General features: G+C 46.3%; 21 protein-coding genes and 3 pseudogenes. 14 read left to right on the top strand and 10 right to left on the bottom strand.

Features of this window, described 5'->3' with window-relative positions:
* Nucleotides 1-27 precede the first annotated feature (27 nt).
* The gene (gene fmt / locus AM1_RS02280; RefSeq protein ID WP_041660721.1) at nucleotides 28-1026 is read left to right on the top strand and encodes a methionyl-tRNA formyltransferase; all 999 of its coding nucleotides are present in this window, start codon (nucleotides 28-30) and stop codon (nucleotides 1024-1026) included.
* Here the strand turns inward: fmt and AM1_RS02275 are convergent.
* Both AM1_RS02275 and AM1_RS02270 read right to left on the bottom strand, forming a co-directional pair.
* Nucleotides 954-1970 carry an alpha/beta hydrolase gene (locus AM1_RS02275; RefSeq protein ID WP_041658819.1) on the bottom strand — a complete coding sequence of 339 codons (1017 nt, stop codon included), beginning with the start codon at nucleotides 1968-1970 and terminating at the stop codon, nucleotides 954-956. The two genes, fmt and AM1_RS02275, sit on opposite strands and share 73 nt — an antisense overlap.
* Before the next feature lie 4 nt (nucleotides 1971-1974).
* On the bottom strand, nucleotides 1975-3081 hold the full coding sequence (locus AM1_RS02270; protein WP_012161179.1) for an amidinotransferase: 1107 nt from the start codon (nucleotides 3079-3081) through the stop codon (nucleotides 1975-1977).
* A 675-nt stretch (nucleotides 3082-3756) separates the two neighbouring features.
* Between AM1_RS02270 and AM1_RS02265 the strand changes: the two genes are divergently transcribed.
* Nucleotides 3757-6417, top strand: coding sequence for a bifunctional diguanylate cyclase/phosphodiesterase (locus AM1_RS02265; RefSeq protein WP_012161178.1), 2661 nt, complete (start codon nucleotides 3757-3759; stop codon nucleotides 6415-6417).
* Nucleotides 6418-6452: 35 nt separating this feature from the next.
* Here the strand turns inward: AM1_RS02265 and AM1_RS02260 are convergent, their stop codons facing one another.
* The 4 genes from AM1_RS02260 to AM1_RS02245 are packed head-to-tail and all read right to left on the bottom strand — an operon-like array spanning nucleotide 6453 to nucleotide 10233.
* On the bottom strand, nucleotides 6453-7529 hold the full coding sequence (locus tag AM1_RS02260) for a GNAT family N-acetyltransferase (protein ID WP_012161177.1): 1077 nt from the start codon (nucleotides 7527-7529) through the stop codon (nucleotides 6453-6455).
* 53 nt (nucleotides 7530-7582) lie between these two features.
* Nucleotides 7583-8674, bottom strand: coding sequence for a GNAT family N-acetyltransferase (locus tag AM1_RS02255; protein ID WP_041658817.1), 1092 nt, complete (start codon nucleotides 8672-8674; stop codon nucleotides 7583-7585).
* Between the two features lie 6 nt (nucleotides 8675-8680).
* On the bottom strand, nucleotides 8681-9601 hold the full coding sequence (locus tag AM1_RS02250) for a phytanoyl-CoA dioxygenase family protein (RefSeq protein ID WP_012161175.1): 921 nt from the start codon (nucleotides 9599-9601) through the stop codon (nucleotides 8681-8683).
* Nucleotides 9598-10233 carry a sugar transferase gene (locus AM1_RS02245; protein ID WP_041658814.1) on the bottom strand — a complete coding sequence of 212 codons (636 nt, stop codon included), beginning with the start codon at nucleotides 10231-10233 and terminating at the stop codon, nucleotides 9598-9600. The genes AM1_RS02250 and AM1_RS02245 overlap by 4 nt, the downstream gene beginning before the upstream one ends.
* Here AM1_RS02245 and AM1_RS41980 point away from each other — a divergent pair.
* The 3 genes from AM1_RS41980 (at nucleotide 10232) to AM1_RS02235 (ending at nucleotide 12805) form a co-directional block, all read left to right on the top strand.
* Nucleotides 10232-10375, top strand: a complete 144-nt coding sequence (locus AM1_RS41980) for a hypothetical protein (RefSeq protein WP_187152918.1) — start codon at nucleotides 10232-10234, stop codon at nucleotides 10373-10375. The genes AM1_RS02245 and AM1_RS41980 overlap by 2 nt on opposite strands.
* A gap of 532 nt (nucleotides 10376-10907) precedes the next feature.
* Nucleotides 10908-12176: a sensor histidine kinase gene (locus AM1_RS02240; RefSeq protein ID WP_012161172.1), complete on the top strand. Its 1269-nt coding sequence runs from the start codon at nucleotides 10908-10910 to the stop codon at nucleotides 12174-12176.
* Nucleotides 12176-12805, top strand: coding sequence for a response regulator (locus tag AM1_RS02235; RefSeq protein ID WP_012161171.1), 630 nt, complete (start codon nucleotides 12176-12178; stop codon nucleotides 12803-12805). The genes AM1_RS02240 and AM1_RS02235 overlap by 1 nt, the downstream gene beginning before the upstream one ends.
* Before the next feature lie 62 nt (nucleotides 12806-12867).
* Here AM1_RS02235 and moeB read toward each other — a convergent pair whose 3' ends face one another.
* Together moeB and AM1_RS02225 are read right to left on the bottom strand one after the other, a co-directional pair.
* Nucleotides 12868-14040, bottom strand: a complete 1173-nt coding sequence (moeB, locus tag AM1_RS02230; RefSeq protein WP_012161170.1) for a molybdopterin-synthase adenylyltransferase MoeB — start codon at nucleotides 14038-14040, stop codon at nucleotides 12868-12870.
* 35 nt (nucleotides 14041-14075) lie between these two features.
* Nucleotides 14076-14582, bottom strand: a complete 507-nt coding sequence (locus AM1_RS02225; protein WP_071819928.1) for a Mov34/MPN/PAD-1 family protein — start codon at nucleotides 14580-14582, stop codon at nucleotides 14076-14078.
* 565 nt (nucleotides 14583-15147) lie between these two features.
* Here AM1_RS02225 and AM1_RS02220 point away from each other — a divergent pair.
* The 3 genes from AM1_RS02220 to sodX all read left to right on the top strand — a co-directional run bounded on the left by AM1_RS02220 (nucleotide 15148) and on the right by sodX (nucleotide 16538).
* On the top strand, nucleotides 15148-15636 hold the full coding sequence (locus tag AM1_RS02220) for a hypothetical protein (protein WP_012161168.1): 489 nt from the start codon (nucleotides 15148-15150) through the stop codon (nucleotides 15634-15636).
* Between the two features lie 61 nt (nucleotides 15637-15697).
* Nucleotides 15698-16177: a superoxide dismutase, Ni gene (gene sodN / locus AM1_RS02215; protein WP_012161167.1), complete on the top strand. Its 480-nt coding sequence runs from the start codon at nucleotides 15698-15700 to the stop codon at nucleotides 16175-16177.
* A gap of 88 nt (nucleotides 16178-16265) precedes the next feature.
* Complete coding sequence (gene sodX / locus AM1_RS02210) at nucleotides 16266-16538, top strand: nickel-type superoxide dismutase maturation protease (RefSeq protein ID WP_148215860.1); 273 nt, start codon at nucleotides 16266-16268, stop codon at nucleotides 16536-16538.
* A 192-nt stretch (nucleotides 16539-16730) separates the two neighbouring features.
* On the opposite strand, the pseudogene AM1_RS02205 reads toward sodX, so the two are convergent.
* Nucleotides 16731-17816: pseudogene (locus AM1_RS02205) on the bottom strand (NF041680 family putative transposase); the annotation flags it as partial.
* A 116-nt stretch (nucleotides 17817-17932) separates the two neighbouring features.
* Between AM1_RS02205 and AM1_RS02200 the strand changes: the two are divergent.
* Nucleotides 17933-19516, top strand: a complete 1584-nt coding sequence (locus AM1_RS02200; protein WP_012161164.1) for an IS5-like element ISAcma17 family transposase — start codon at nucleotides 17933-17935, stop codon at nucleotides 19514-19516.
* Here the strand turns inward: AM1_RS02200 and AM1_RS39595 are convergent.
* Nucleotides 19514-19735 (bottom strand): annotated as a pseudogene (locus AM1_RS39595) (NF041680 family putative transposase); the annotation flags it as partial. The gene AM1_RS02200 and the pseudogene AM1_RS39595 overlap by 3 nt on opposite strands.
* A 647-nt stretch (nucleotides 19736-20382) precedes the next feature.
* On the opposite strand from AM1_RS39595, the gene AM1_RS02195 reads away from it, so the two are divergent.
* From AM1_RS02195 to istA, 5 genes and pseudogenes are all read left to right on the top strand, one after another.
* A protein-coding gene (locus AM1_RS02195; RefSeq protein ID WP_238549142.1) for an IS5 family transposase occupies nucleotides 20383-21212 on the top strand; the annotation gives its coding sequence in 2 pieces (ribosomal slippage) (nucleotides 20383-20800 and nucleotides 20800-21212; 831 coding nt in all).
* A 189-nt stretch (nucleotides 21213-21401) separates the two neighbouring features.
* Nucleotides 21402-22097 (top strand): sulfotransferase family 2 domain-containing protein, encoded by a 696-nt coding sequence (locus tag AM1_RS02190; RefSeq protein ID WP_012161160.1) that lies wholly within the window; start codon nucleotides 21402-21404, stop codon nucleotides 22095-22097.
* Nucleotides 22098-22466: 369 nt separating this feature from the next.
* Nucleotides 22467-23375, top strand: a complete 909-nt coding sequence (locus AM1_RS02185; RefSeq protein WP_012161159.1) for a CPBP family intramembrane glutamic endopeptidase — start codon at nucleotides 22467-22469, stop codon at nucleotides 23373-23375.
* Nucleotides 23376-23588: 213 nt separating this feature from the next.
* Nucleotides 23589-24472, top strand: a protein-coding gene (locus tag AM1_RS39590; protein WP_076611717.1) for an IS630-like element ISAcma31 family transposase whose coding sequence is annotated in 2 segments (ribosomal slippage) — nucleotides 23589-23915 and nucleotides 23918-24472 — 882 coding nt in all. Because the reading frame shifts where the segments join, the coding sequence is not laid out codon by codon here.
* Nucleotides 24473-24935: 463 nt separating this feature from the next.
* Nucleotides 24936-25988 (top strand): annotated as a pseudogene (gene istA / locus AM1_RS42985) (IS21-like element ISAcma26 family transposase); the annotation flags it as partial.
* Nucleotides 25989-26340: the final 352 nt, after the last annotated feature.

Below are 26340 nucleotides of genomic sequence, written 5' to 3'. Positions count from 1 at the left end.
TAAGCAAGAGCCAAGATTGGCGGTGTGATTAAGCTTATTTATTGGGGAACTCCACAGTTCGCCGTTCCTAGTTTAGAACGTCTGCTCCATGCACCTGAGATACAGGTATTAGGGGTGGTGACTCAGCCGGATAAACGACGAGGTAGGGGAAGCAAAGTGTCTCCATCTCCCGTGAAAACGGTTGCCATGGAAGCAGGATTGCCGATTTGGCAATCTCATAATATTAAAAAAGATCAAGAGATTTTGACAGAGTTGAAATCGCAAGGGGCGGATGCCTTTGTTGTGGTTGCCTACGGTCAACTTCTATCCCCAGAGATCCTGGCTATGCCTCGCTTAGGCTGCATTAATAGCCATGGCTCCTTACTCCCTAAATATCGGGGGGCGGCCCCTATTCAGTGGGGTCTCTATCATGGTGAGTCCTTAGCCGGTATCACCACCATGCTGATGGATGAAGGCATGGATACTGGCGATATGCTGCTGATCAAAAGCATTGAGATTGGTCTACTGGAAAATACTCTGGATGTGGCAATTCGTTTGGCTGATTTGTCCGGTGATTTGTTGATCGATACCCTGAACCAGCTTGATCAACAAATCCTAACGCCTACCCCTCAAGACTCTGACCAAGCTACCTATGCTCCCTTGATTCAAAAATCTGATTTTATATTAGATTGGTCTCGATCTGCGATCGCACTACACAATCAGATTCGAGGATTTTCACCTAACTGTGTCACTCAATTTCGAGAATCTGGCCTTAAAATCATGGCCACAGCCCCTCTGGGGGAAGCCTATGCAGCTGCTCTACCCGAGGAGTTAGCAGCTCTCACCCCGGTCATCCCCCCTTCAGATGCTTCTCCCGGTACCATCGTTTATATTGCGCCTCAGCAAGGTCCAGTCGTACAAACGGGTGAAGGGTTATTGCTATTGCGATCCTTGCAAATGGCCGGTAAACGTCGTCAGTCGGGGGGAGACTTTGCCAATGGATTAAGGCTATCGGTAGGGGAACAATTGGGAGAAGTGGCGGCCTGAAGGTATTGGGTAATTTCAGCCCAGGCTAGCTTTGCACCGCTACAGAATCGGGGAAAACTCAGAAAACCATGAACCATGCCTGGATAGTCCGTCACTTGGGTGGGAACACCAGCCTGCTGTAAGCGCTGAGCATAGGCTTGGCCTTCATCTCGTAAGGGATCATAGGCCGCCGTAATTACCAGGGCAGACGGTAAGTGATTCAAGGTCTCAGCTAACAATGGCGAAAAATAGGGGGACTGAATATCTGCAGGCGAATTGGCATATTGATTAATGAAGATCTCCATGGCAGTTTTCTTGAGGACGGGGGCATCCGCATACTGATCCATGGAAGGATGGTTGAGAGTGCCATCCAACGCTGGATAGAGCAAAATCTGTTTTTGGAGATTAGGACCCTCTAAATCGCGAGCCATTAGACAGACAGCTGCAGCCAGGTTGCCTCCCGCACTATCTCCCATAACCATGAGTTGCCGGGGATCAGCTCCTAAAGCATCCGCATTTTGAGCTGCCCATTGGGTCGCGTCATAGCAATCTTCTAAAGGAGTGGGATAGGGAAATTCAGGGGCTAAGCGATAGGCCACCGACAGGACCAAAGCCCCACTTTGATAGGCAATCTGCCGACAGAAGGCATCATGGGTGCCCAGGTTCCCCGTTACCCAACCCCCACCATGAAAGAAAACAACGCAGGGGAGAGGGGAGTTCAAGCTGGGGTAATAAAGCCGAATAGGGATATTGCCATGGCGACCCGTCACCCACTGATTGCGAACTTTGGGTAATTTGCGTTTGCGCCCATGCTTGAGCCAATCAATGACAGCCGGGCGCGATGTTTCATTCCGCTGGCGTAGTGCTTCAGGACTTAACAGCTCAATCGGCTGAGAACGGTTTAATAAACCCTTCAGAATCTGGAGTTTCCAGTCCAATCGATACTTCTGTGCTGAAGACTGCATGGGCCTAACAGTAGGACTGCAAAGTACCACGCCGACGAATATCCAAAGTGGCGCAGTGGAAAGACCCCCCAAAGGGCGCAAAGTTGATAAAGGGACATTTAATCGGTTCAAATCCCCAATCTTTAAAAGCTGCGATCAATGAGGTTTGATCTTCTTCGACGATCACCCGTTTCTCATCCAGCATGAGAACGTTGAGACTAATCCACTTACTACACATGGAGGGAACGCCCTTGATCGGATCTGGTTCGGGGGGAACTAGCATATCCCAAGATTTAAGGGCTTTAGGGAGTTTATCCACATCAATATACTCAGGATTAATCAAGGCTTTCCCCGGTGCCAAGGGAATAAAGGTAGAGTCAATGTGCATGGGGGTGGGACAGGAGCTATTGATCTCGTGAATTTGATAGCGATCACCCAGGTGACGCCGCAGCCAAGTAATTCCTGCTTGATTAGTGACATTACTTTGGGTCACAAATAAATCGCGGCCACAGCGGACAAAATCAGCAGCATCAAAGACGGGTTCAAACTCATTGATCACATAACGAATGGGTTCTCCCTTAGCGGGGGGCTTAAAGGAATAATCGAATAGATCGTCCGTTAACTCCGGCTTCGGTGCTGAAGTCCAACGAGCCCCTTGAGCAAAATATTCCTTAAAGAGCGGACGGTAAGCATGGGTTTCAAAATAGCGGCACCGCCATGCCATTGGAGTTTCAATGATTTCGTCGCCCAGCACCATAAAACCATCGCGAGGACAGGCGGTACAAAATCCCTTAGAAGACCAATCCAAGGCCTTATAGCGTTTGGTGCCTTTAATTACTTCAGGACGTCGAACAACCACCCCTTCAGATTCTAGGATGTGAATAAATTCATCCAGTTCCCGCTGAGCTTTTTTGAGCAAGAACCCAGGGTACTTTTGTCCCGCAAAAATCCGATATAACCGGGCGGTACTGGGGGGGATATTGTAAGTCACGGTCACGTGATAGGGAGGAATAATCGCCCCTTCTAAGTGACCGACAATCACCTCTTCTAGTGGATCCCATTCATTATAGGAATTGACTGGACAGGGGGTTGCGGTGGTCGATTCGGTCGAGTCTGTCATCAATTCCGTCATTATCTTTCCTCACCTATTTCGAATGGCCCCTAGTTGATGCCAAAAGTTTCCTCAGAACTGTATGAGATCTTGTTCAGAAAATCAATCTTGCCCAGCAGGGAGTTCTTTGTCTGTAACGATTTGCACCGTCTTGACGGGGTTTTAGACTCCGATAATCGAGTTTTGGCTCCCGTCTCGGTCATTGAAGTCGTCAGCAGTGTGCACTTTTGTCGACTTCAATCTATAGCTTGATTGTGAACCATCAAGCAGTTTGGCACCCTTTAGCGTTGTGCGTTCTTCAACCCCTTCAAATACAATCGACAAAAATTAGTCTGTTCCCTCGTGAACGCTTCTTCAATATTTCAATTCAAACTAATGAGAAAATATTGTTTTTTTAAGCTTTAGTTATTGATTTATTCAATTAACGAGGAATTTGAGGGTTTTACAAGTCGGTGATTTAATCGCTATTGTCCAATCTTGAATACTTTTATTGGCAAGATGTTCCCCATCAAGGCAGTCTTATTCAGCCCATGTAACCTCGCCCTCAAAGCATCTCCATCGGTTGAGCTTGATAAATTTATTCAGTTAATACTTAACCTCTCTGACTAATGAATAATTAATGGTGGTATAACCATAAAATCACTGTATTAGCAATTTTCTAGCTAACAAATGCAGTAAAAGGGTTGCATTGATGACATGGAACAGTTATCACGCTGGAAAAAGATTCGTTTTCCACTCCATCGAGCGTTACCGCTACGTTTTACACTGATTGTTCTATTCGTTCTGCAGCTACTGGTTTCTGTGGGTCTGGTGGGCTACTTGTCTTTGCGTAATGGCGAAGAGGCGATAGAAGACTTAGCCAATCAGTTGATGTCAGAAACGGGAGATCGGATTTCAGAGCGACTCAATATTTATCTATTGACCCCTCATCAAGTCAATCAACTCAATGAAGATGCCTTAGATATGGGGCAGCTCCAACTGAATGATCTCCAGAGTATGGAACGCCATTTTTGGCGTCAGAGCCAAGTGTTTAAGTTGATTAGCTATATTCAATTTGGCAATTTGCAAGGGGAGTTTGTAGGCTTAGCGGTCAACGATGATGGGACGCTCACCTACCAGGTGACAGAAGAGACGGGAGCACTGCAGACCTACAGTATTGATACAAAAGGAGATCGCAAGCAGTATCTTAAAATCTCTCCTAACTTTGATGCTCGTCAGCGTCCCTGGTACATTGTGCCTCAACAGGCCGACAAACCGGCCTGGACAGAGATCTATCCCTGGGTCAGCCCGCCCACCTTAGCTATCACCCTGGGTCAGCCCTATTATGATGCTCAAGGAAAATTCCAGGGCATTTTAGCGACAGATCTCTCCCTGGCCCAAATTAGTGATTTTCTCAAAGAGTTGAGTCTATGTGACTCCAGTCGGACATTTATTCTGGAACGCTCCGGTGACATTGTTGCGACATCGTCCAATGAGCTGCCATTTGTTTGGCGCAATCATAAACCCGGCCGATTGATGGCAACCCATAGTGAAGATGGTGTTGTCCAGGCCACTGCAGCCTATTTAGCAAAGCAAGCTGGAGGGCTTCAGCAAATTAATGCTCGACGCCAAATCCAATTCTCGATTAAGGGGCAGCGATATTTCCTGCAGGTGACGCCGTTGCAGGATCAGCATGGATTAGATTGGCTCAGTGTGTTGGTTATCCCCGAATCCAGCTTTATGGCTCAGATCGATGCCAACACACGAACGACCCTATTGCTGTGTTTCCTAGCGTTGGGGTGTGCTATTTATTTGGGGGTGTGTACCGCCAGTTGGATTGCCAGACCGATTCTCCGTTTTAGTCAAGCAAGTCAAGCCATATCCTCGGGGCAATTTGATCAAACGGTGGCCGTCAAAGGATTTAAGGAGATTGGGGTTCTCCAACAATCCTTTAACCGTATGGCGGAGAAACTACAGGCCACGTTCTCTGATTTGGAAGCGGCCAATCTGGCTTTAACGAAAGAAGTAGCAGAACGGCAACGGGCAGAAGAACAGTTTAAGCATCTCGCCCTTCACGATCCGTTGACGGGATTTCCCAATCGCGCTTTTTTTATGGAGCAATTGGAACGTGCAGTGAAGCAGACCCAGCGGCATTCACAATATTTATTTGCCGTACTGTTTATTGATTTAGATCGGTTCAAGATCGTCAATGATAGCCTGGGCCATGAAGTGGGAGATCAGTTACTGGGTGCGATCGCACATCAGCTTCATTCCCTAGTAAGAGCCACTGATATTGTGGCTCGATTAGGTGGAGATGAGTTTGTTATTCTTCTCGAACCCATTGAGGAAGTCAACGATGCCGTGCGAGTAGCCGATCGGATTGTGCAAGAGTTGAGCGCTCCGATTGACTTGAGTAATCGCCAGGTCTTTATTTCAGCCAGTGTGGGCATTGCCCTCAGTTCGCCGGACTACAGTCAGGCCACGGACATTCTCAGGGATGCGGATATCGCCATGTATCGGGCAAAAAATCGGGGAAAAGCTTGCTTTGAAATCTTTAATGAGCGGATGTATACGCAAGCCTTAGATCGGCTGCAATTAGAAAATGATTTGCGACAAGCCATTGCCAATCAACAGCTCCAGGTGTTTTATCAGCCCATCGTCAATATCCAAACGGGCAAATTATCAGGATTTGAAGCTTTAGGACGCTGGCCTCATCCCCAACGGGGATTTATTCCACCAACGGAATTTATACCCATTGCCGAAGAAACGGGCTTAATTATCCCGTTAGGGGAATGGATCTTGCAATCAGCGTGTCAACAGATGGCAACTTGGCTACAAACCTATCCATCGGCAGTGAAATACACCATCAGTGTAAACATGTCGATCAAGCAGCTTAAAGATCCAAACCTGCTGACGAAGGTTGATAGAGCCTTAGAGCAATCGGGATTAAACCGCCACCAGTTGTCTTTGGAGCTGACTGAAAGCATCTTGATGGAGAATGTGATCGAATTAAAAGTAATTTTAAATCAATTAAAGGAAAGAGGCATTCAACTGAGTATTGATGATTTTGGTACCGGCTATTCCAGCCTGAGTTATCTTCATTTATTTCCCTTCAATACCATCAAGATTGATCAGTCTTTTATTACTCGCATTGGTGCCCAGGGAGAAAATCAAGAAATTATTGAAACCATCATTAATTTAGCCAGTCAATTAAATATGGATGCCATTTCTGAGGGCGTAGAATCCAAACAGCAACTCAATTACTTAAAGAAGCTATTGTGTCAGAAAGCTCAAGGGAACTATTTCTCCCAACCTCTGTCTAGTGACGCAGCTGAAGTCTTTATCCTCAACAATCCTCAACTAATTCAAGTCCATTAATAACATCACCTCTTCTTGGGGAGCGATTCCCACAGTTAGGAGGCTGTCCGATATGCCGGAAAAAAGGTGGATTGCTGTAATTGCTCAACTGGTACATCTATAGCTTGCGCCCGATGTTGAAGCAATTCAGCATAGACTTCAGGATTGACGATCAACCTGAGGGTGTAAAAATCATGCTGCTGCTTAGAAAAGCCCGACTTAAATTTAAATAACCGATCCTCTTGCGATCCGCCCACCCCCCCACCTAGGTGTAGAAATTCATTTCCCTGCTCCTTTGCCCAGAGGCGCATATGATGAAGCAGCAAGCTAAAAGGAGACTGGGGCATAAACGCCGTACGGGTTCCACCGAGGTGGGCTTGAACAATGCCACAACATTCAAAAAATAAGCTAGCGGCAACAATTTGGTCAGCATTTTCGACGATACAGCAGTGTAGCTTGTCACCTAAATTGAGCAGGTTTTCAAAATAGTCTTGATTAAAGTAATAGGATTGAGTGGCTGAAACCCGGTTCATCGTCTCGGTGTAAATAGACGTAAAGACCTCAATACTCTCAGCGTAAGGAACAATTCTGGCTTGCAGTCCCAATCGTTTGCACTTGTTAATAGTACTTTGATGCCCTTTTCTGGTGTGAGCCCAAATCTTTGACTCTGGCTGCAATAAATCAACTGAAACGGTTACACCGTCTGGGGTTGCCGTAGGGGAATCAAGATGCTCGATATACTGGGAGCTTAAAATCGGGTGAAGCCGAAAGAAGGCTGAACAAATGTTTTTATCTTTGAAGGCTTTAATGCTCTCTTGGAGTGATGATTGGATAAATATTGGGTCTCCAATTGCTTCTGGACTCAAGGCGATTCCTGAATAACCATAGGGAGAAATAATATCGAGTATCTCTTTATCTTTTAGATGGTCAGAGCAAACATCTTTACAGGACCGAAGTAAGTAAGGCAAAAAAAGTATCTTGTTTTTGTCTTGAACCACAATCGCTTCTGCAGGAGCCTTTAAACGTTTGGATTCAATGGAAACGTAGGTAGGCAAGTGATAAACATCATGTCGAATACCATCAAGAACTTGGAGCCAGCGAGGATCATCTAATGCAAGTATCTGCACATCCATTTTCGATTTTACCTATGACTTATCTTTCAGACTGGGTAAAAAATGATTAATCTCTAAAACTCACTGGGATTGGGTCTATATCGGTAAGCTGGGAAAAACTGAATAGAGTTTAAATGGTCAAGATCAATGTTATGCGCTTTTGAATGGGATTCAAGGAGCAGTTTATATTGTAGCGGCTTAATAATGATAGATGCGGTATAAAACTCATGCCTTTGCTTCGAAAAGTTTGCTTTGTATTGATAAAGACCATCTTCAGAACAACCGACTCCACCGCCTAAATGAAGGATTGTATTCCCCCGCTGCTTTGCCCATAGACTCGTTTGATAAAACTCTAGGCTTGTGGGAGAAAGTTTTAGCCCTTCAGGGGTTGTCCCTCCTAATAGTCCTTGGACAATACCCGAACATTCCGAATAGAGTCCAGCAGAAATAATTTCATCTTGGTATTCAACAATACAAACGAATAGTTTATGACCAAGATGCTTTTGGAGTAGGTAAAAGTAATCTCGATTAAATGAAAAAAAGCTGGTCTCAGCTTCAACCCGCTGCATCGTAGCTTCATAGATGTTGCAGAATTCATTGATGTATTCAGAAAATGGCTTGATCTTTGCCACTAACCCCAGTCGTTTCCCTCGGTTAATTTTGTTTCGCTGGCTTTTATGGGTATGACTCCAGAGGTCTGATTCTGAAAGCCCTAAGTTAATGGAGACCGTATGCCCCACTTTTTTGACGAGGATATTATTTATCCCTTGGGGATGAATGGTATTAAGACTAGGGTGAAGACGAAGAAACGCTGAGCAAATTCCCTGTTCTTTTCCTAAGTCAAGAAATTGCTGCCAAGCATGGAAGCCAAATGCTGAATCGTCTAGGGCTGCTGGATTGAGTAAAAATCCTGAATACCCATTGGGTGATGTGATGTCATAGATATTAGTAGGGGACGATGCTGTTGGAATGAAATTGCAAGACCGTCGTAGATAGGGAATTAGGCAGACTTTTTGCCCCTCTGTAATTAGGATTGCTTCTGGAATGCTTTGGGTTCTCAGGGCCTCACAATACAGATATTCAGGTAAGTGGTAAATGTCGTGAGACAGGTGAGTCAGCAGGTCTGACCATAAGGGATCGCGCCAATCCAATACTTTGCTTTTCATTACTGTTTAAGGTTCTGACCATAGTTTTGGAAAAACACTCGGGTCACTAAAGTCTGGATCGCCGTTGGGGAGGGTTCTACACAACTGTTCGTCAAACATATGAATGGCTTGACCTTGGTCATTCTGGTAGGGGCGATAGTGGTTGGCTGCATCTTGAAGATGTACTGCGATCGCAAGTCGGGTTCGTTGACTACGGTTTGGGTAGCTGCCATGGATGGTCCAACAGTTATGGAAGCTGACTTGGCCTTTCCGTAGGGCGAGAGGAATTTCTTTGATCGAATGGTCGATCCCCATCTGTTGGAGTTGCGCCGATAGCTGAGTTAGGTCTGTCCGATGAAATCCTCGCAAATGCTCTAAGCCTGACCATTGATGACTACCATCAATAACAACTAACGGCCCCATATCAATATCACAATCATGAAAAGGGATCCAAGCAGTCAGCAACTGATCTGAGGTGCAGTTGGCCCAGTAGGCCCGATCCGCATGCCAACCGACGCTCGTTTGGGCAGTGTGATCTTGAGGGGGCTTGTAAACCAGTTGATCATCCAGAAGTCGGATTTGTTGAGTACCTGCTAATTTTGCAGCAATTGCTCCCACCACCGGCTGGAGTGCCAGTTGTCTCAGGGCTTGACTTTGTAGAGATACAAACTCGTTATTGCGCACCAGGTCCAAACCATCCCTGGGCTGCCAATCACTGAAACCTTCGTTGACGGGAAGAACCGCATCTCGCTCCCCCTGATAGTAGCGTTCTGCTCCCGCAATAGCTTGCTCTATAATGTCATCCGAGATAACAGGTGGAGTAACAAACCAGCCATGCTGACGATAGAAAGCAATATCTTGGTCCGTGGGTAGCAGAGCTCGTTGCTGGGCACTTAAGGATTGCTCCAGAGGCTCCCATTGCATGGTGGATAGGGCTTGAGGCCTCATGGATCTAGGGTCCCCATAAACTCTTCTGAGGTCGCAAAGCCCTCTTGGTTAATGCCATCTCGCTTCAAAACTTTCCACACAGTCAGGGCCAAGATTTTACAGTCAAGCCATAGAGACCAGTGGTCGATGTACCAAACATCCATTTCAAATTTAGATTCCCAACTAATGGCGTTGCGGCCATTAATTTGGGCTAGCCCTGTAATCCCCGGTAATACTTCATGGCGGCGATTTTGTTCTGGAGTATAGCGATCAAGATACTCGACAATTAAGGGGCGAGGCCCCACAAGACTCATATGACCCAGCAGAACATTCCATAATTGAGGCAGCTCGTCCAAACTGGTTTTACGGATAAACTGGCCAAAGGGCGTCAATCGCTGTTCATCCGGCAGTAGCTGGCCATTGCCATCCAGCTGATTAGTCATGGTCCGGAATTTATAGAAGGTAAAAATTTGACCATTTTTACCAGGGCGAGGTTGGGTAAACCAGGGGGGCCAACCCATCTTGATACAGATTGCGATCGCAATCATCCCCAAGACCGGAGTAAGCAGGATTAGCGCCAACAAAGCAACGGTGCGATCAATCACCCACTTCAACACAATCTGAATTTGGCGGTGAACAGAGGAAGGAGCCATGATGATCAATCGTCAAAGTCGCCAAAAGATGAACGAATTACCTTGGTTACTGATAGACCCCTCACTCTGCGAGAGGACATTACAGCAATACGATCAACTGATTCAATTACTGCGAAAATTTTCTTTGATAGAACCTGAATAGATCTTGAGAAGAACTAATATTTTTATAGACCAAAAAATATTAATTAATTATTGAATTCACAACAATCACTAACCTTTGCATCAGTATAGTCCTTTATGAAAAAAAATTGAACAGTCAAGAGGATTCGAGGTTGATCACTATCGAGAAAGGAAAGGATATTGACGGGTTGCCAACAGTTCAGAAGTGATCATTATCAATCGAACAGATAACTGTAGAATTAAATGTTTTCCTCATACTTCAAAGTGTGCAGGGGGTAAAGGTTAACTATTTTTTAGAAATTCCATAGATGTTTTACACCCCATATCGAATTTTTTTATATGAGGCCAAGAACACATTCACATTGACCGTTAAGATCTCTTTTCTAACAGATATAGTCCCCCTTGCTCTATCAACTTGTATTCTGGGAGACAAAGGATGTAGCTTAAGCCCAAGAAGCGCTGGGAGACAAACCAACCTAGAAACCGTCGCCTATAGTGGGAGAACATCAGAGCCCTAGCGGCCTGGTAAATCCATTCCTGGACTGGGAGCCTATATGTCTCGGTTGTTTCGTTCCAACCATCCATTTCACTTACTGCTGTATTTGGAATGGATTTTGTTGGGAGTTGCTCTATTAACGTTGTTTGTACCTTTTCCTCGCCACCATTTTCTCCTGCCCCACTTTACGCCAAGGGGAGCGTTAAGGTTTCCCTTGGGCATCTTCCTGAGTATTCTGGCATTAGCGGGTTTAGGCCTTAAACTCCCCATCCATCAATCTCAAAAGGTGAAAGTGCTGTATACCTGTTTGGGCTTTCTGCTCTGTTGGGCAACAGTGTTTATGGGAGGGCGGTTTCGAGACTTCTTCACCCCGATGCTCTTAATTGTGGTGATTCGAGCCTGCTTACTGTTTCCTTGTCGGCAGCGATTGATAGCAGCCTCTGTTGCCTATGGCTCTTTTCTTGTCCGCTTAATGACGGGGGCCCAGCGGATGCGTCCATTTCCCAGGTTAGGGCCTCCACCGCCTTGGCGGAGCAGAGGACTGCCCCAAGAATTACTGGCGAGCTTGCAGATCAGAAGTGCACTTTTATTTGGGTTAGTCTTGGTCTTTGTCTTCCTGATGGTAGGGGCGCTTTTGACTGAGCGTCAGAGTCGGACAGAATTAGCAGCTGCGAACCAACGCCTGCGGCAATATGCCCTAATGATCGAAAATCAAGCCACTCTACAGGAGCGGAACCGAATTGCCCGGGAAATGCATGATTCCGTTGGCCATTCCCTCACGGCTCAAAGTATTCAGCTGGAGAATGTGGATGTATGGATGGCCTCTGATCGGGCCAAAGCCACAGATCACCTGGCGAAAGCGCGATCTTTGGGGAAAGAGGCTCTTCAAAATGTCCGCCATACCGTTGCCACCTTGCGGAATAACCCCCTACAAGGTCAATCCTTGTCCCAAGCGCTATCCCACCTAACCCAAGAGTTTGAACGAACCACATCGATTCAGGTCCAATTCTCTACCCACCTTGAGATGCCAGTCCCTCGAGAAATGGCTGCAGCCCTCTATCGTTTAGTGCAAGAAGCCCTCACTAATGTTTCAAAACACAGCGAAGCGACCCAAGTTACGATTGAGTTGACGGAGCAAGAAATGGAACTGTCCCTCAACATTTCTGACAATGGCAAAGGGTTTCTGCCAGAGAAAAATACAACAGGCTTTGGTCTCCAAGGGATGCAGGAACGGACAGTAGCCTTGGGCGGCCTATTCGAACTCTGGAGCCAACCTCAAACAGGCTGCCATATTCAGATCAAGATTCCTCGATTAGGAGAAGAATAATGATTCGAGTGATGTTGGTAGATGATCAAGGGATTGTGCGGGAAGGGCTCTCCAGTCTGCTCAACACCAAACCCGATTTAGAAGTCGTGGGTGAGGCAGAGAACGGTCAAGTTGCCCTTGAGAAAGCTTTGGAAATCCAGCCCGATATTATCCTGATGGATATGCGTATGCCGGTGATGGATGGAGTTGCTGCGACCCAAGCCATCCGGCAGCAGGCTCCTCAAATCAATATATTGGTCTTAACCACGTTCGATGATGAGGACTATGTCTCTCAAGCTATGCGCTTAGGGGCCAAGGGCTATCTGCTCAAGGATACCCCCTCTGATGAATTAGCAGAGGCCATTCGAGCGGTTCACAAAGGGTACACTCACTTTGGCCCTGGTTTGTTTGAGAAGATGATCACGGCAACGCCAACGGTGGAAGAACCGCCCGAATTGGCCGAACTGACGCCCCGAGAGACGGAAGTTTTGGCTTTAATCGCAGAGGGCCAGAGCAATCGAGAAATTGCTGAGGCCCTGTATATTTCTGAACGGACGGTCAAAAACCACGTCAATAGTATTTTGAAACGGTTAAATGTGCGTGATCGCACTCAAGCTGCGATCCTAGCCACCAACCTACAACAGCGCTAGCAGTATAGGTTGGGGCATATCGCACCTGAAATTAAATTCATCTATACCTATTAATTCAGGGCTTAGTATTCAGGTACAGAAGAATCGATTTCACGGCTCCAGGCCGTGATTCCGCCGGTCACATTGGTGCCTGAAATCCCTGCTTCTTGGAGGAAGCCCAGGGCCTTAGCCGAGCGTCCCCCCATCTTGCAGTGAGCAATCAGGCGGTGGCCATTCAGCAGCTCTTTGACTTTGGGAATGGCTTCGCCACTCTCAATCTCAGACAAGGGGATCAAGACTGAGCCAGGGATGCGGGCAATCTCATATTCATGGGGATTACGCACATCCAAGAGGACAAAATCATCCGCACCGCTATCGAGCAGTTGCTTGAGATCTTGAACGGTCATTTCTTCCATATTGGCTTTTTGCTCCGCTTCGGCTGCTTGGGCTTGAGGAATACCACAGAACTCTTGGTAATCCACCAGCTTTTCGATCACAGGACGCTCTGGGTTGGGTCTGAGCTTTAACTCTCGAAACTTCATGTCAAGGGAGTTAAAGAGCAGTAAACGGCCACTTAACGTTGTGCCCTGGCCCAAAATAATCTTAATCGCTTCGGTGGCTTGAATAATACCAATAATACCTGGCAATATCCCTAGAACACCCCCTTCAGCACAAGAGGGCACCAGTCCAGGAGGTGGGGGTTCTGGATACAAATCCCGATAGTTGGGACCACCCTCGTAATTAAATACAGTGGCTTGGCCTTCAAAGCGGTAGATCGACCCATACACATTGGGCTTATCTAACAAGACGCAGGCATCGTTGACCAGATACCGAGTCGGGAAATTGTCCGTACCGTCAATAACAATGTCATAAGGTTCAGCAATTTCTAGGGCGTTCTCTGAGGTGAGCCAGGTGTTATACAGGTCCACCTGACAGAGCGGGTTGATCTCATGAATTCGATTTTTAGCGGATTCGATCTTAGGCTTGCCCACCCAAGAGGTACCGTGAATCACCTGGCGTTGGAGGTTAGAGCTATCGACCACATCGGCATCGACAATGCCCAAACGGCCAACTCCAGCGGCGGCCAAATAGAGTAATAACGGTGACCCTAAGCCTCCGGTACCAACACAAAGGATGCTAGCGGCTTTTAAGCGTTTTTGTCCCTCTAGGCCCACCTCCGGCAAAATGAGGTGGCGAGAGAACCGCTCATATTCTTCTTTATTGAGCTGAATCTGGTCCAAATTCGGATTAAGCATGGCGGACATCCTTAAAGGAAAGATGTATGAGGTTTCTAAATATCTGTTTCAAGGGTTGACGGGACCACATCATCCACAACCGTTACTGGTTCTGCTCGAAATTGCTGCTGGTCATCCAATATCCAATTGCGAAAGTCGTGGGGTACACCGTTTTTGACGGCAACTATCACATAGGAATATTGGGGCCAAGCCCATTTGCGATCGCATTCAGAAGGCACGGCTTCGTGATCGGGATGTGAGTGGTAGACCCCTATAATATCCCACCCCTGTGTGCGTGCGTATTTCTGAGCGTTAAATAAATCTTGAGGGGCAATCCAATAGCGGCGGGTTGCGGTTAACGGTGTTCCTGACTCTTCTATTCGTATAGATGATTCGGCTTGCTCCCAAGCATTATCTAGAGGATAGAGTTCAAACAGTTTCTTTTCTAATTGAGCATCTGGTTCTAGGATTTTCCCAAGCATTAGCCCGCAGCACTCTTCGGGATAGCAGTCCTGGGCATGGTCATAAATCTGATCCATTTGATGGGGGTGAAGCGTTAGCACGGCAACTTAATTAAATCGATTCAACCTTACCCTGCCATGATTTTTTCCTGAGTGTTTTCAAACGACAGAAGATTTCAAGCTTTTCAACATCTCTTTGCGGGGATTGTTATGAACGTCGCTCCCCCAAGGTAGGTATCTGAACATGCTCTCTCTTTGGCTATGCCCCCCTTTGTATCTATCGGCTTGAAAAAAGGCTGGACTGCAAGCAAAACTCCAGGAGTAAGGATCCCTGAGATGATGTGCTGAAACCCCTTAAACTGCTTATTGATAACAGTTTGCAATTGGTGACTAGATATGACAGCATAAGGTCTATGGTGATGGCTTAGCCAGCAAAATACTCAGTAGCTAATGGTTTGAATCGGTGAGTCGTGCTGATAAGTCTTTACCGATATCGTTTGTGAATCAAGGCAGAAAAAGGTGTTTAGCAGTTTCTACCCTCAGGGAGGCAGCCCAACTCTATCTTCAGTTCAAGGCTGAAAAAAAGATATTTAATTCATACCCTGACGGTAGAAATAGTTGATCGACGGGTAATCCTGGTCTACTTCACTCAAAAGAATCGCTCGATATGGCTTACGATCCTCAGATTTACTCTTCCTACGAATTGAACTGGCAGTTGCACACTCAAGCAGGCAATCAGTGCCTGCTTGCAGGTTCATATCTGGAAGCGCTTCATGCCTATCGCAAAGCCATTGCCTTAGCTGAGTTAATGTTGATGACTGCCAAAAAAGAGCGTCGTCACCCGGAAGCTATCCATGCTTATGTGATGGCTTGCCACAATTTGGCCGATAATTTAGTAAAACTTGAGGATTTCCAGGTTGCAGAAACCACGATGCAACAAGCGTTGGATCGAGTGGTTGATTTGATGCATGCCACCCACTATTTTCAATGCCTCCGCATCGAAGCTGCAAAAGCATTGAAAATGGTTAGCCTCAAGGTCTATGAGTTTTATCTGCGTCTAGGACAGCAGGATAAAGCTCGCAGGGTGTTCGAACATAACACTGAGCTTGCTCAGATGTTTTTTAGTCAGATACAACCCCGGTTGTTGAGTGTATAGTAATCATGGATTTGACTGACACCTTGGCGAAGATTGTTTCGATTCAGATTAAGGATTAGTTATGGTTCTGCGACAAATTAAGACTCTAATTAAGCGTTGGTTCCCGACTCCTGTTGCTCACGCTCACTGTGATGGTCCCTGTGGGGTATATGATCCAGCGACAGCCAGAATTTATACCGAAGCGGTAGTGTCGATGACACGTAAGATTTTGGATCTGCAACCACCAGCCGATCAAAACCCGCAGGCTATGGCGACTTATCTGAATACGATGTCGCGATATATCCAAATTAAAGAAGAGCAGGCTCAAAAGGCTAAAGAAGAAATTTTAATCCTGTGGACGGACTATTTTAAGCCTCAGCACCTAGAGCAGTATCCCAATCTGCACGATATGTTTTGGAAAGCAGCTAAGCTTTGTTCTTCTTGCAAGGTGGAGGTCAATCTCCAGCATGCAGAGGAGTTGCTAGCAGCAGTTGAAGAAGTTCATAAAGTCTTTTGGGCAACTAAAAACCGAACGGATGTGTCTTGGTACAAAGCTAGTTAAACCAGATTTCCCCGTAAGTTCACCACTCCCAGACTGCTCAGTTTGGGAGTTCTTGCTATGGTGCTGTCGACGACGACGGCGTTGGGAGGTGCAGGGGCGATCAATGATGCCAACCCTAAGCCCTGGCGACCAAGTTTTAATTGATCCGCGAGCCTATCGACTAACAACTCCTCAAGTTGGTGATATCGTGTTGGCTCGGCACCCTTTTCAAAGTCAGCTTTATTTAATCAAGCGTATTCAGTCAGTGGACGACAATTCCTATTTTCTAATAGGAGATAATGCGCCTGAAAGTACTGATAGTCGGGTATTTCATGCTGTTCCTTTAGATTGTATTGTCGGTAAAGTAACCAGCTTTTTTTAGGATTCAAGCAAGGATATTCCAACAGATGCAACGGGAGAAGTGCTTCAATCTCCCAATCTCTACGATAGCCAAATTTCCATCGACATTGGCCAGTTACTTGAGTTTGGACTAAGTTTAAATCTCCAGACAGAGTAAAATATCCCATGGCCCTTGAAAGCCTGAGCATAAGTTTTTCTGGTATTAACTCAGCAGTTAAGCAGCGGTTTTTGAGACAATCTTTGCTTTCCTGCGTTTGGAGACTCGTTTTTTGACCGTTGGATATCGAGTTCTTGGTGGTTGAGATTGGCCTTGCTTGCGTCCGGGTGATTTACCGCGAGTTTTTGGTGCTTGAGCAGGTGTTCCAATCGCCGCAATAATACTTGGGAATGCTTGAGCGACGCGTCCTGGTGATAGAACTTGTTGAGGAGACTGCCAGGGTAAAGGCGTATCCATACAGTCTGACCGAGCAAACCACAATTGCCAAGATATCATCCCAATCAAAGTACTCCATCGCTCTGTCGCTTCATTGGACGTGAGTTGAGGGGTCGTCCAATAGAGCCGTTGTTTGGCAAATCGATACCAATGCTCAATGCTAAAGCGCTGCAGATATCTTCGCCATAATCGCTCCAGACTTGGCATGCATTCTCCAGTCCAGGCCAGCCAAAGCGGCTTAAACTTTCGTCGTTTACCTTTCGGTTGGATGATCTCAACGCGCAAAATTTCCATTTCTCGTTTGGCCGAATTACGGAAATGGAATTGGCTCCAGCGAGTTACTCTGACCTGTCCAAGTTGGGTGTCTTCTATCTCCAATATTTCGCTGGCTTCTGGATATGTATTAGGGGCATTCAATTTGAACTTATGTCCATGCTTACGAGGAGCCCCTCGTCCTGAATAGGCGAGGGGAATACCATAGACACAGCGATTGGATGCTAAGCGCAATAACAGGTCGACTTCAATCCCTGCAGTGTGATTGAGAAAGATGCCATTACCGTAGTGACGGTCAAACGCGGCTAGAGGACGCACCGGCAAATGACGACAGACTTGCTTTAATTGAAACGTGGCTTTGGTCAAAGCGGTCTCAAAGCTCGTGATTCGTTCATGGCGTAGGGGCAGTGCCCAATGCTGACTTTCGTCTGGGACCCAAGAAAGGGTGCTATAACTTTGGCCTACCCCGACAGTATGTCCCCCTTGATGATGAAAACCTCTGTCTTTGAGGGTCTTGGCCTCGGGACGCAGCCAAGGACTACTATCTCCCACGAAGAGCGGCTGGTCTTGAGTGGAAACTTGTCGAACTAAATAGGGCTTGCTTCGGAAGTCTAAGTTCCAATATTTGCAGTGTATCCAAGTGTTGAGGGCCCTTGAGAAGTGCAAGGAAAATCATTCAAAATATTTAAAACCCTTGCACCTGCAACCCGATGTATCGCCGTCCATCCCCCGGTCAACTGTCCTTTGAGAACTTCTACTTGCCCTTTGGAGGGAAACTTTCAGGAGAGAATCGCTGGGTCAAACTAGCCGAGTTGATTCCTTGGGAGAGCTTTGAGTCAGAATATGCAGACCAATTCAGTCAGACCATGGGGGCACCTGCCAAACCCTTTCGTGTGGCCTTAGGGACCTTAATCATCAAAGAGAAACTGGGTATATCCGACGCAGAGACCGTAGAACAGATTCGAGAGAACCCCTACTTGCAGTACTTTCTGGGGTTTAGTGAATATCGAGAGAGTGCTCCGTTTGATGCCTCCATGCTGGTTCACTTTCGCCAACGGTTGAATCTAGAGCTGCTAGCTCAAGTCAATGACGCAGTCGTGGACTCTGTGCTGGCATCCGAGGGGTCTCCTGTGGCGATGTCCCCTGAGTCATCTCCTCCCTCTGACGATGATGAAGATGAGCCTCCTGCCCCTCCCAACCAGGGCCAATTGTTGATAGATGCGACCTGTGCACCAGCCGATATTCGCTATCCGACAGACTTGGATTTGCTCAATGATGCCCGCAAAGCAAGCGAAGCCATCCTCGATGCTTTATATGCTCAAGTCATGCTGTCCCTCAAGTGCAAACCTCGCACCTACCGCCAGAAGGCCCGCAAAGCCTATCTGGCCATTGCCAAAAAACGTCAACCGAGCCGCAAGCTGATTCGTAAAGGGATTCGTCAGCAGTTGGGCTATGTGCGTCGCAATCTAGCCCATATTGATGGGTTGATAACATTGGGGGCTTCCCTATCCCAATTGTCCCGGCGGCAGTACCGTCTGTTGCTGGTGATTCATGAAGTCTTTCGACAGCAAGAATGGATGTATCAACAGTCAGTACGTCGAGTGGACGACCGGATTGTCAGTATGAGTCAGCCTCATGTCCGACCGATGGTCCGAGGCAAAGCTGGAACACCCGTTGAGTTTGGAGCCAAGCTATCCCTCAGTTGTGTGCGTGGATGTGTGTTTCTGGAGCGCTTGAGTTGGGATGCGTTCAATGAATCCCAGCATCTTCAACATCAAGTGGAAGCCTTTCGTCGTCGCTTTGGCCATTATCCTTTCTCAGTCCATGCTGACCAAATCTATCGGACTCGGGCTAATCGACGATGGTGTAAAGCTCGGGGGATTCGCTTGAGTGGACCGCCGTTAGGAAGACCTCAACAAGACCCACAAGTACAGACCCAACTCAAGCAACAAGCGTGTGAGGATGAAAAGGTGAGGGTCCAGATTGAGGGTAAGTTTGGGCAGGCCAAGCGACGGTTTGGCTTGAATCGAGTGATGGCGAAGTTAGCGGATACGGCTGCCAGTGCGATTGCTATCACGTTCTTGGTCATGAATCTGGAGCGGTGGCTCAGCCACTTTTTATCGTTCATTTTTGGGGTGGGATTGCTGGTTTTGGAAAGCGTTATGGAGCTGTCAGGACTTCCTTGGGGCTTTGCTAGGGCCAGTCAAAGGATATGGCTCTGGCCGTCACAAATGGGTTGCTTGTACGATTTGATGCATGGAATTTGCTCAATTTACTTTCTCAGCAAACCCTAAATATCGGTGAAGTTTGGCACGATGGATACGACCATCATGCAGGGCTGAATAGGTACTCGACCATTGACGACGGAAGATAGGATGTTGAGACAAACACACAAATGAACGCAGGCTCGGACTCATCAATACCGCATCCATTAGCTCAAATAACGCGTCTTTACTGGCGCCAAAGCAGCTATACAGAGTTTGGCGGAATTGACGCAGATGGTCGAAAATCATAAGGGCAATGAGTGTGATGATTCATTGACCTTAAAGCAGTCGGTGTACTTCATTGACTGCTTTTCTCGTTTGCTTTAGTCCAAACTCAAGCAGTTAAAGACCAGCGCCTAACCCATGCTGTAACCCAAAAGCAACTCTCACATTCAATAAATTGAATGGTCCAGCCTTAAGCCTGGATGGGGAAAGTTTCTCGTTCGCACAGGTAACCTCATACCTTTCAACCGTCAGCTAGTGCTAGGGGTGGCCAGTTTCATGCTTGGTCTGCCAAGGGAGTTTGCCAACCCATGATGAGGTTATTGGATGGACCAATGGTGCGACCTACAGTTCATCGCCCTTATATCTTTCGCGCGAGCCTTGATGGCATAGCCCACTGAACTAGTGGGGGACCGGTGCCTTTATTGAAACACCACCTTTTGTAGAAATCAAAGCCCTACGGATTGACCTCCCAGCTCCGTCAGATCGAGTATTCCACAGTATCTACTCGTTTTACGTCGGAAGCATGATTTATAGAGCCCATTAGCAAACTAGTGCCCAGCTCAACCTCAGAAAACCAGAAAAACCTTCTAATTTCTTAATAGACCTCTTGCATAATTGAATGTGCGATATGGTATTGAGCCTGATGTTCTTTCTATTCAGTGCCATATCCAATGAATTACGAAACAGCCCAACAGCTGAGTGCGAAGGACTTTAAGCGACGAACTGGAGTCTACAAGCGAACCTTTAAACCCATGCTCCATGCATGGCATACCTATCACCTGAGTCGCTCTAATGCAGGGCGTCCTCCAAAGTTGTGTCGATGTGATCAACTGTTGGTAGCCCTTCAATATTGGCGAGAATATCGGACCTATTTCCACATTGCTGGAGATTGGGAAGTCTCTGAATCAACCGTCTGCCGTATTGTCCACCAGGTCGAGACCGCTCTGATGAACTCAGGACTCTTTCGCTTACCCGGTCAGAAATCTCTGCTACAAGGGTTCGAGCGACCGGATGTCGTTGTGATGGATGTGACTGAAACGCCCATTGAACGTCCCCAGACAAGACAAAAAGCGTATTATTCAGGAAAAAAAAGAGACATACCTTCAAATACCAGATTATCGCTAACCGCAACACTTTAGAGATTATCTGCCTTAACGTTGGTCCAGGTCGTCGGCATGATTTTCAGATCTTCAAGGTTTCAGGTATCCATATCCATCCAGATACCGAGAGTCTGCAAGATAGCGGATATCAAGGGATTGCAGCCTATCATACCAACAGCTATGTTCCTCTCAAGAAGCCACAACACGGTGAACTGACTTCCCTGCAGCGAGAGTATAACCGTGCTCTGAGTCAGGAACGAATGGGCATTGAACACATTAATCGCAGCCTGAAGATTTTCAGAATTCTGTCGGAGCGCTATCGCAATCGTCGTCGTCGCTACGCGCTGCGGTGTAACTTGATTGCAGCTATCTATAACTACGAGCTATCTTTGACAACTTGAGGGATGGCAAACAGCAATACCACATCGTCAAATGAATATTGCAAGAGGTCTAATGAATAAATAGTATCAATCAATCCAAAGCTGCGCAAATCCATATATTCCAAATGATCAGTGGGAACATTCATAATAGTTTATTGTTCTATGAGATAGTAAAAAATTAGCATTCTTTAAATCCCCATATATAAGCCCATGATAAGAACTACGAGAAAGCTAGATGATTTATCCACTCAATTAACCATACCAAGTCTCGTATATCAGGGGGTGAGTAGAACATTTCTGAAGGCATTTCCTGCAGTACCATCTAAGTATCGCTACAATATAACGATATGCAACGAAAAAAGGTTTCTTTGGTTTCGTGTTGCCAAGGTAGGAACGAGAAGTATCTTTAATTTATTTGAGAAGTCCGACTTAGTTCTAGATGCAGAATATCCATATTGGTGTCATTACCCATTAGGTGTTTATCAAAACTACTTTAAATTTGCTTTTGTTAGAAATCCCTGGGATAGGCTGGTTTCTTGCTGGTTAAATAAAGTCGTTAATAGCAATCATTTTGGTTTTAGTGAGAGTACTCTCTCAAAAATGCAAAATTTTGATTACTTTATTCAGTATCTCGATGATTTAGACTTAGATAACTGTGACAATCATATTCGTCGACAATCAAAATTAATTGACTTAAACAATCTTAATTTTATTGGAAGATTTGAGAGCTTCGAGGAAGATCTTTTGAAGGTAGCCGACATTCTTAAAATTGACCAGGTAGAAATACAAAAGAAGAATTCATCTAAAGACAGAAACAACTACAAAAACTACTACACCCCAGAACTTGCTGATAAAGTTGCGGATCTTTATAAAATTGACATCAATCTTTTTTCTTACCAGTACTAAATCCAGCTTGGCTAAAAAGCAAAGTTGCCTTTATGACTTACCTATTAAGTTCATGCGAGCCCGACAGGAAATCAGGTAGTCCTACCCTTAATGAGTAGACTTCTATCAAATCATTTAAAATCTATATTTGCGTTAAGCATTAATCTGTGAAGTTTTAGGACTCTCAAGCTATCTGCAACCACCATGATGTATGCCTTTTGCTGGAAGGTACTTTACGATGCCTTAGCTTACGCTGAGATATGGGCACCCTAAGTCTATTGATGTTCACTGCTCCTAACCTTCAGTGAGTAGAATTTAGCAACACTTGCCAGTTATGCTCTACTCAGTCTGTGAACCATCAATTTAAATTAATACTGGTTTGTTTATTCCATGACTTCAAGTTTGGCTTCTCAGCCCTTAGGCAGCTTGCTCGGTAGATTCTATCGGTTTTTACGGCGTCCATTTTATACCGTCAATGTTCCATCTCAAACTCAACCTCTTAGAGATATTCTTAGGCTATATGCATTAGCGTTAGTGCTCGTGTTGCCTCTCGCAATTATGGTGGGTCTCCTAGCGGAGAAGCTGTCCAGTAGCCATGCCATCACTGAGATGGCTGATCAACCATTATTGATCTTTACCATGGCAGTGATTATTGCTCCGCCATTGGAAGAAGTTCTGTTTCGGCTGCCTCTGCGTTACACACCGATAAATTTGACATTACCCCTATTTCTATGGGTACTTATCATTCTGGGCACATTAGCTAGTGCAAAGATTGTATCCGCTGTATCGATGTTGCCTTTGTTATGCCTGGCTTTTCTAGGATGTGTGTTTTTGCGAGTTTGGCTTAAAGAAAAGATGTCTGCCCAACCCATTCATAAACATTATGAAAAATGGATTGGATGGTTCTTTTATGGTTCCACCATCATTTTTGGGTTGATTCATATACCCAACTATCAGCTCATTAATGATTCGGCTCTACTATTGGCACCACTTCTCGTCACTCCTCAGGTATTACTCGGTGTTTTCTTTGCCTTTGTCCGACTGAGATATGGGTTTTGGTGGGGCGTGTTTACCCATGCTTTCCATAATGGTTTATTGGTCGGACAGATGCTGTTGTATCGGATGTTCTCGTCCACATCGACGTCCACAGAAGTGGACAAAATTACCATCAATCAAAAACTGATTACAGTGATTTTTAGTCTTAGCCAGATCGCGTTTCTTCTATTGTGTCTTTTTATTGTGGTGAGAATGGTGCATGAGTGGCGAGCGGAAGGGCAAGTTTCCCAAGCAAGTAGCTAGGGCCACTCTCGTAGTAAAGACAAGGCTTTGAGCCAATAGCGTACCGGCATTCAGCGCCCAAGTCATCAGGGGAAATATCATTTGTTGGGATAAATCCTGTTGTCCTCAGCTTTAGCTGAGGACAATGCTTGATGAAGTTTGGCTTTACAGTGAAGATATAGCCCTACGAAACTATGTTAGTACTATTGATATAGAAGATATCCCTACATTAGTATGCCAGCACCCTATAGTTATGACCTTCGTCGTAAAGCCGTTGATGCCTTCAAGAATGGTGAACGGAAAGTCGATATCTGTCGAATGTTGAACATCAGCCGTAATACCTTGCATCTATGGATAGTCCGCGAAGAAGCTACAGGTGACTGTCAGGCGATTACCAACTACCAACAAGGGGCTCGCCACAAGATCACAGATTGGGAGCGCTTTCGTGAATTTGCTCAAGAGCATGGGGGTAAAACCCAGGCCCAAATGGCTAAGCTATGGGGGGATAATGTCACCCAGCAAAATATCAGTGATGCCTTGAGAAAACTGGGATTGAGTCGAAAAAAAAGACCTATGGCTATCGAGAACGAGATGAAACACAACGTCAAGCATTTATAGAACGATTACAGACCAAACACCCTCATCAGATCGTCTATGTAGACGAAGCGGGTATCGATAATCGAGCGGACTATCCTTATGGATACTGCCCTGTGGGTCAACGATTTTATGACCTCAAATCAGGCAAGCGGACAGAGCGAGTCAGTTTTATTGCTGCGCTCAAAGAAGGCCAGTTATTTTCTCCCATGACCTTTGAAGGGTCTTGCAATCGGTTGTTATTCGAAGCGTGGTTACAGCAGAGTCTTATATCCCAGTTACAACTTGGCGATGTGATTGTGATTGATAATGCCAGTTTTCATCATGGCCAGAGGATCGAAGAAATCGTAGCTGAAGCAGGCTGTGAGATTTGGTATCTACCGAGCTATTCTCCAGATCTCAATAAAATCGAGCGATGGTGGTTTGTGCTCAAAAACTGGATGAAGCAGCGGTGGGATGAATTTGATACCTTTCGTGATTGTGTGGATGCTGCTTTCAAAGAGCGTACTAACATATATCCGTAGTGCTATACGTCTTCATTACGGCTGTTGCCATTGGCCAAATCTCCAAGGCAGTGGTTTAGAACATTTTCCTATGAGTGCTGGGTAGTGTCTTGCCTGGCGATTAATGCGGATTAAAATTGAAGTGACCCCCAAGATTCGGACAAGTCCTTAAGCATCGTAATCTTGTACCGAATGAGGGAAATTAATGTCATCAAAACGTCGTCAATATAGTGCTGAGTTCAAAGCTTATTAGACGACAATCGAGCTGACGGATCAATGACGATGTCACGTCGGCTATAGCTATGAAGAAACCAGGCATCCCCTGAGAAGGATAAAACTAGATCTCAATTCCCTAGAAATGATGTGTGAGATCGCGTTTCTAGAATTCAATCTCAAGAAAAAAGACACTTTTTACATCCCTAATCAATAGAGGGCTGTACAAGTGCCTAACAAAAGAATTGATTCCTATCATACTCGTGTTTATATGAACGGAAGAGACCTCGGCTTGAAACAAGCTGAAGCAGCTTACATTGCCGAAATATCTACAAGAACCGGACAACGAATTGAGGCCGGCACCCATCAACCTAATCGCGGCCGCCTTCAGGACCAACGCACCGTTCCCGACCCCTTAGCTGATGTGTGGGAAGACGAGCTAGAACCAATGCTGCGTCGAGACCCGCGTCTCAAACCCATGACTCTGTATGAGTATCTGCAGGATAAGTATCCAGGCCAGTATCCCCAAGTCCTGCGGACCTTGCAACGTCGGGTGAGAACGTGGAAAGCCTTGCATGGCCCGAGCCCCGAAGTGATGTTTGAATTGCGTCATGAACCCGGGGTACAAGGGTTCTCCGGTTTTACAGAACTCAAAGGCATCACGATTACCATTGCCGGTCAACCCTTTGAGCACCTGATATACCATTACCGTCTGGGATACAGCGGCTGGCGATATGCCCAGATCATCCAAGGAGGCGAAAGCTTTGTTGCCCTCTCAGAAGGATTGCAAAATGCCTTTGCAGCCTGTGGAGGTGTCCCCCAACAGCATCGTACTGATAGTTTGAGTGCAGCCTATCGCAACATGGGCGGCCGCCGGTCCAAAAACCTCACGCGTTTGTACGACGAACTGTGTGACCACTATCGGCTAGAACCCACTCGTAACAACAAAGGTATTGCCCATGAGAACGGCTCCATCGAGTCTCCCCATGGCCATCTCAAAAACCGAATTAAGCAGGCGATCTATCTGCGCGGCAGTGCAGATTTTACGAGCGTTGCTGAGTATCAAGCCTTAATTGATGCACAGGTCGCCAAGTTGAATCAGCAGTGCCAAACCAAGTATGAGCAAGAGAAAGACCATCTACAACCCTTGCCCAAATATCGAACCCCTGACTATGAAGTGCTCACCGCTAAAGTCAGCAAACGCAGCACCATCGATGTTCGCTGCATTCTATACACCGTCCCTTCTCGACTGATTGGTCGTCAATTGGAACTGCATCTCTACCACGACCGGATTGTCGGCTATCTGGAGCGACATCCAGTCGTGGAATTGCCGAGGAAGCGTGTCAGTGGCAAAGGCAAACGTCGCGACCGTTGCATCAACTATCGCCATGTCATTGGTTCAATGCGATTGAAGCCTCGTGCTTTTATCTATTGCACCTGGCAATCAGACCTACTTCCCAATCCTGAATACCGCCAAATCTGGGAACAGCTCAAAGCCCAATTTGACCTGGAGCAGGCTGCCAAGATCATCGTGGAAGCCCTGTATATTGCTGCGGTTCAAGATAAAGAACAGGCCGTAGCAGTGTACTTACAGCAGCAACTCCAGGCATCCAGTCTCACCCTCAATCGCCTGAAAAAACAGTTTGAGCCGCCTCAGATGAAGCAGGTTCCTGACC

This window comes from Acaryochloris marina MBIC11017, from assembly GCF_000018105.1.
Lineage (GTDB): Bacteria > Cyanobacteriota > Cyanobacteriia > Thermosynechococcales > Thermosynechococcaceae > Acaryochloris > Acaryochloris marina.
This window is presented reverse-complemented; position numbering and strand designations above follow the sequence as displayed.

Excerpts from the sequence above, each read along its gene's own strand:
- AM1_RS02275 (WP_041658819.1), bottom strand. The coding sequence starts at position 1,970 with ATGCAGTCTTCAGCACAGAAGTATCGATTGGACTGGAAACTCCAGATT.
- AM1_RS02270 (WP_012161179.1), bottom strand. The coding sequence starts at position 3,081 with ATGACGGAATTGATGACAGACTCGACCGAATCGACCACCGCAACCCCC.
- AM1_RS02265 (WP_012161178.1), top strand. The coding sequence starts at position 3,757 with ATGGAACAGTTATCACGCTGGAAAAAGATTCGTTTTCCACTCCATCGA.
- AM1_RS02260 (WP_012161177.1), bottom strand. The coding sequence starts at position 7,529 with ATGGATGTGCAGATACTTGCATTAGATGATCCTCGCTGGCTCCAAGTT.
- AM1_RS02255 (WP_041658817.1), bottom strand. The coding sequence starts at position 8,674 with ATGAAAAGCAAAGTATTGGATTGGCGCGATCCCTTATGGTCAGACCTG.
- AM1_RS02250 (WP_012161175.1), bottom strand. The coding sequence starts at position 9,601 with ATGAGGCCTCAAGCCCTATCCACCATGCAATGGGAGCCTCTGGAGCAA.
- AM1_RS41980 (WP_187152918.1), top strand. The coding sequence starts at position 10,232 with ATGATGATCAATCGTCAAAGTCGCCAAAAGATGAACGAATTACCTTGG.
- AM1_RS02245 (WP_041658814.1), bottom strand. The coding sequence starts at position 10,233 with ATGGCTCCTTCCTCTGTTCACCGCCAAATTCAGATTGTGTTGAAGTGG.
- AM1_RS02240 (WP_012161172.1), top strand. The coding sequence starts at position 10,908 with ATGTCTCGGTTGTTTCGTTCCAACCATCCATTTCACTTACTGCTGTAT.
- AM1_RS02235 (WP_012161171.1), top strand. The coding sequence starts at position 12,176 with ATGATTCGAGTGATGTTGGTAGATGATCAAGGGATTGTGCGGGAAGGG.
- moeB (WP_012161170.1), bottom strand. The coding sequence starts at position 14,040 with ATGCTTAATCCGAATTTGGACCAGATTCAGCTCAATAAAGAAGAATAT.
- AM1_RS02220 (WP_012161168.1), top strand. The coding sequence starts at position 15,148 with ATGGCTTACGATCCTCAGATTTACTCTTCCTACGAATTGAACTGGCAG.
- sodN (WP_012161167.1), top strand. The coding sequence starts at position 15,698 with ATGGTTCTGCGACAAATTAAGACTCTAATTAAGCGTTGGTTCCCGACT.
- AM1_RS02200 (WP_012161164.1), top strand. The coding sequence starts at position 17,933 with ATGTATCGCCGTCCATCCCCCGGTCAACTGTCCTTTGAGAACTTCTAC.
- AM1_RS02190 (WP_012161160.1), top strand. The coding sequence starts at position 21,402 with ATGATAAGAACTACGAGAAAGCTAGATGATTTATCCACTCAATTAACC.
- AM1_RS02185 (WP_012161159.1), top strand. The coding sequence starts at position 22,467 with ATGACTTCAAGTTTGGCTTCTCAGCCCTTAGGCAGCTTGCTCGGTAGA.